The organism is Acinetobacter sp. V2 (genome assembly GCF_001188385.1).
GTDB lineage: Bacteria > Pseudomonadota > Gammaproteobacteria > Pseudomonadales > Moraxellaceae > Acinetobacter > Acinetobacter oleivorans.
Genome location: NZ_JZFB01000003.1, coordinates 341,418 through 345,462, shown reverse-complemented (window position 1 = coordinate 345,462; position 4,045 = coordinate 341,418). Strand labels below are relative to the sequence as shown.

Below are 4,045 nucleotides of genomic sequence, written 5' to 3'. Positions count from 1 at the left end.
CCAGCCATATTTGCAGGTTGTTTACCATTTAGACCTTGGGTTTGAGCACCGATAATATGCATATGAATGCCGCCATCAAGCCATGCCTTTTCAATCAAGCCATGAATAAGCGCACCATTGTCTTGCACAATTGGCTTTGAATCTGGCGGAGTAATCACATGCAAAATGCCATTAGCACGTGCTGCCTTCCCTTCAGATTTAAGTGTACCGTGTTGCTGTTGACCAGGTTCACGCAAACGCGCGCACAAATCAACCATGGTTGGCATTAACCATTTGCCTTGACCATCGATGGTTTGTTCAACTTGCTCGGCTTGAGCAACCAACTTGCCATTTTGAATATATACAGTTTGTACGTTGTCTGTTTTTTGGATGGGGTCTAACACACGTACATTTTCAATTTTTACAATACTCATGTGATCCATTCCTTACAACGTAATCGCTTCAATTAAACCTTGCTCTTGGAGTTGGCCTTGCATTGACAGAGCCAACACAGCCATACGAACAGCAATACCGTTGGTTACTTGTTTCAAAATAACCGACTGGTCTCCATCAGCAACACTTGAGTCAATTTCTACACCACGATTCATTGGTCCCGGATGCATCACAATACAGTCCGGTTTAGCTAAACCAAGACGCTCTTTGTTTAATCCATACATTCTGTAGAATTCAGACTGTGAAGATAATGCCGGAGAGTCAATACGCTCATTTTGAATACGTAGAGCAATAATCACATCACAATCCGCAATCCCAGCATCCATGTTATTAAACAAGCGAACGTGTTCGCCATACTCCGAAAAGCCCACTGGCAATAATGTATTCGGTGCAATCACGCGAATATCTTTACATCCGAGAGTTTGTAATGCTGCTACATCCGAACGTGCTACGCGAGAGTGTTTAATGTCCCCAATAATGGCAACACTCAACTCTTCAAAAGGTTTCTTTGTTTCACGGCGAATAGTAAGCATATCAAGCATCGCTTGCGTTGGATGAGCATGACGTCCATCTCCAGCATTAATAATCGCGACCTTTGGACATACATCTTTAGCAATAAAATGTGCAGCGCCAGAAGATGAATGGCGGACAACAAAAATATCGGCAGCCATTGCTTCAAGGTTCCAAAGCGTATCTCGTAGCGTTTCACCTTTTGATGTACTTGAACGTGCAATATCAATATTCAATACATTGGCAGACAAGCGTTTTGCTGCTGCTTCAAAAGTAGTACGAGTACGGGTGGAGTTTTCAAAGAAAAGATTCATAACCGTCAATCCCTCTAAGAGCGGACGGTTAATTAAATTATTATTATCATCTAAAAAGCTTTGTGCGGTATCTAAAATCTTCGTGAGGTTTTCTTTTGAAAGTCCCTCAATCGTTAAAAAATGTTTTAAATTTCCGTCCTGATTGAGCTGAACCTGGCTCGGCTGATGCAACGCTGCAATATGCATAATGGATTCCTATGGGTCGAATCGCGAAAACGTGCATAGTGTAGCTGAATTCCGCTCTTTTCGCAGAAGAACTTTACAGAATAAGACCCTAAATTGACCAAAATTTAAGGTCTTATTCGAGATTACCTTAAAGCACCAATATAATGATGTGGAACTTGTGCCCGATAAATGTCTTCGGCTGTTATTTCTGGCTCTTCATCGCTCTTAACAACAGGGAGCGTTTCTTTTTGAGAAGGTTCTGGCAGTGTGTCAACTAACGCTCTTAATCGCTCAACACATCGTTTTAATTCATCATCCTCTGTTTCTAACGCTACCGTAATTACATATTTTGCATAATCTTTATTTTGAATCACATACATTGCATCTATTACCCGCCCCGTAACCCGACGCATACGTACATATATTTGTGTGGCTACTGAGAAAGCATCCGCATTAGTAATAAAACCATTCCCCATCATGTCTTTCATTTATAACGTCCCCATCCATTAAAATTATAAAAATGGTTAAAAATCGACTTTGTCTGTTAAATAAATAACCATCAATAATCTTTGTCTAGCAAAATACATACCAATTACAAGGCATTACTCTTTAAAAATCAGTTTATTGGTTGCTAAATGAAAGGTTGCAATAATTTAAAAACCTTTAGACATCAAAATAAGTTAAACTTTGCATCGTTAATATTTATATGTTTTGGTCAATCGAGTTTATGAATACCTCTTTACGTTTAAACCACTATTGGATTACTTGTGCTGATGGTTTAGAACCCCTCTTACAAGAAGAAATAGAACAACTTGGCACCAAAGTGACAGAACGTAAAGCAGGACGTTTAATCATTGAAGGAACGCTTGAACAAGCTTACCGCATCTGTATGTGGTCGCGTCTCGCGTCTCGTGTTTTACTTCCTATTCATACTTATGAACTTGATTTTACCCATGATGCACGTGATGTCGCAGAAGAACTCTACGAAGGTGCAATGAGCTTTGACTGGTCACTTGTTTTTGCACCACAAAGTACCTTTGCAATTCGCTTGCATGCAGAACGTGAAATCATGGTCAATTCGCAATTTGCTACTCTGCGTGTAAAAGATGGTGTCGTTGATTCCTTTATGGAAGCTGTAGGTCGCCGTCCTAGCATTGACACCAAACAACCAGAAATTACGATCTATGCTTTGGCAGGTAAAACTGAACATACTTACTGTCTAGATTTATCAGGTGACTCGCTCCATAAGCGTGGTTACCGCCGTTACATGACAGATGCACCAATTAAAGAAAATCTTGCTGCGGCAATTTTACAAAAAGCTCAGCTCAAACAGCGTAATCCAGAGATTGTGCTTGATCCAATGTGTGGTTCAGGCACATTCATCATTGAAGCATTAATGATTTTAACTGACCGTGCACCGGGACTTGTTCGTCGTTTTGGATTTAATGGCTGGCATGGTCATGACCGCGAACTTTGGCTTTCACTTAAAGCTGAAGCAGCAGAACGTCACGAAAAAGCCCTTCAATTACCTTTACCGAAATTTTATGCCTATGATGCAGACTGGGAAGCAATTAAAGCAACCCGTGAAAACATTATTGCGGCAGGCTTTGAAAATTTATTAGGTCAGATTCAGATCGAAGAGCGTACTTTAGCGGATTGGCCAGATTTTTCTGCTGAAGGCAAAACCGCATTTATTGTGACCAACCCACCTTATGGTGAACGTTTAGGTGAAAAAGCTTCAAACCGTTCTCTATACTTAGGTTTATCAGCGCTTTTACAAAAACATTTCCCAAATCAATATGCAGCAGTTATTGCAGCTCAAATTGAACAATCTGATGTTTTGGCATTTGAAGCACCTGAAACCTTACGCTTAATGAATGGTAAATTACCAATTTATATTCGTTTCGGTGTAATCAAACCTGAAAAAGTAACTCAACCATTTTTAGCAACTTGGCAAGCTCAACCTATTGAAATGGAAGAAGCCCAAGACTTCGCTAATCGTTTGCAAAAAAATATGACTGCCTTGAAAAAATGGGCAACGAAAGAAAATGTTTATTGCTTACGTTTGTATGATGCAGACTTACCTGACTTTAATGTCGCTGTGGACTTATATGGTGACCGTTTACACGTTCAGGAATATGCACCACCAAAAACAATCGATCCAGAAAAAGCTAAAAAACGTTTTAATTTAGCGCTTGCTGCAATTCGCGCTGTTACTGGTTTAAACCGTGATGCCATCTTTATTAAGACACGTGCACGCCAAACTGGTACAACTCAATATACAAAGCAAAGTACAGCTTCAAAACGTTTTATCGTTCAAGAAGGTAAAGCTAAAATTTTAGTTAACCTCACAGATTACCTAGACACAGGTTTATTCCTTGACCACCGTCAAATGCGTTTACGTATTGCTCAAGAAGCACGTGGTAAACACTTCTTGAACTTATATAGTTACACGTCTACTGCAAGCTTACATGCTGCGCTTGGGGGTGCTGCTAGTACAACAAGTGTGGATTTATCTAACACTTACCTAAACTGGTCGAAAGAAAACTTCGTTTTAAATGGCTTAACTGTAGATCATGCAGATGAACAACATATGTTCTTTGCCAGCGACTGTTTTGAGTGGT

General features: G+C 40.0%; 3 protein-coding genes and 1 pseudogene. 1 reads left to right on the top strand and 3 read right to left on the bottom strand.

Going from position 1 to position 4,045, the window contains the following annotated elements; all coding sequences use genetic code 11:
* The 3 genes and pseudogenes from UC75_RS21585 to UC75_RS12475 all read right to left on the bottom strand — a co-directional run.
* Positions 1-413 (bottom strand): annotated as a pseudogene (locus tag UC75_RS21585) (aspartate carbamoyltransferase); the annotation flags it as partial.
* 12 nt (positions 414-425) lie between these two features.
* Positions 426-1,442 (bottom strand): aspartate carbamoyltransferase catalytic subunit, encoded by a 1,017-nt coding sequence (locus UC75_RS12480; RefSeq protein WP_003652674.1) that lies wholly within the window; start codon positions 1,440-1,442, stop codon positions 426-428.
* A gap of 122 nt (positions 1,443-1,564) precedes the next feature.
* Positions 1,565-1,909, bottom strand: a complete 345-nt coding sequence (locus tag UC75_RS12475; RefSeq protein ID WP_049837784.1) for a hypothetical protein — start codon at positions 1,907-1,909, stop codon at positions 1,565-1,567.
* Positions 1,910-2,148: 239 nt separating this feature from the next.
* Here UC75_RS12475 and rlmKL point away from each other — a divergent pair.
* A partial coding sequence (gene rlmKL / locus UC75_RS12470; RefSeq protein WP_228137346.1) for a bifunctional 23S rRNA (guanine(2069)-N(7))-methyltransferase RlmK/23S rRNA (guanine(2445)-N(2))-methyltransferase RlmL occupies positions 2,149-4,045 on the top strand: 1,897 nt, incomplete at its 3' end.

Excerpts from the sequence above, each read along its gene's own strand:
- UC75_RS12475 (WP_049837784.1), bottom strand. The coding sequence starts at position 1,909 with ATGAAAGACATGATGGGGAATGGTTTTATTACTAATGCGGATGCTTTC.
- UC75_RS12480 (WP_003652674.1), bottom strand. The coding sequence starts at position 1,442 with ATGCATATTGCAGCGTTGCATCAGCCGAGCCAGGTTCAGCTCAATCAG.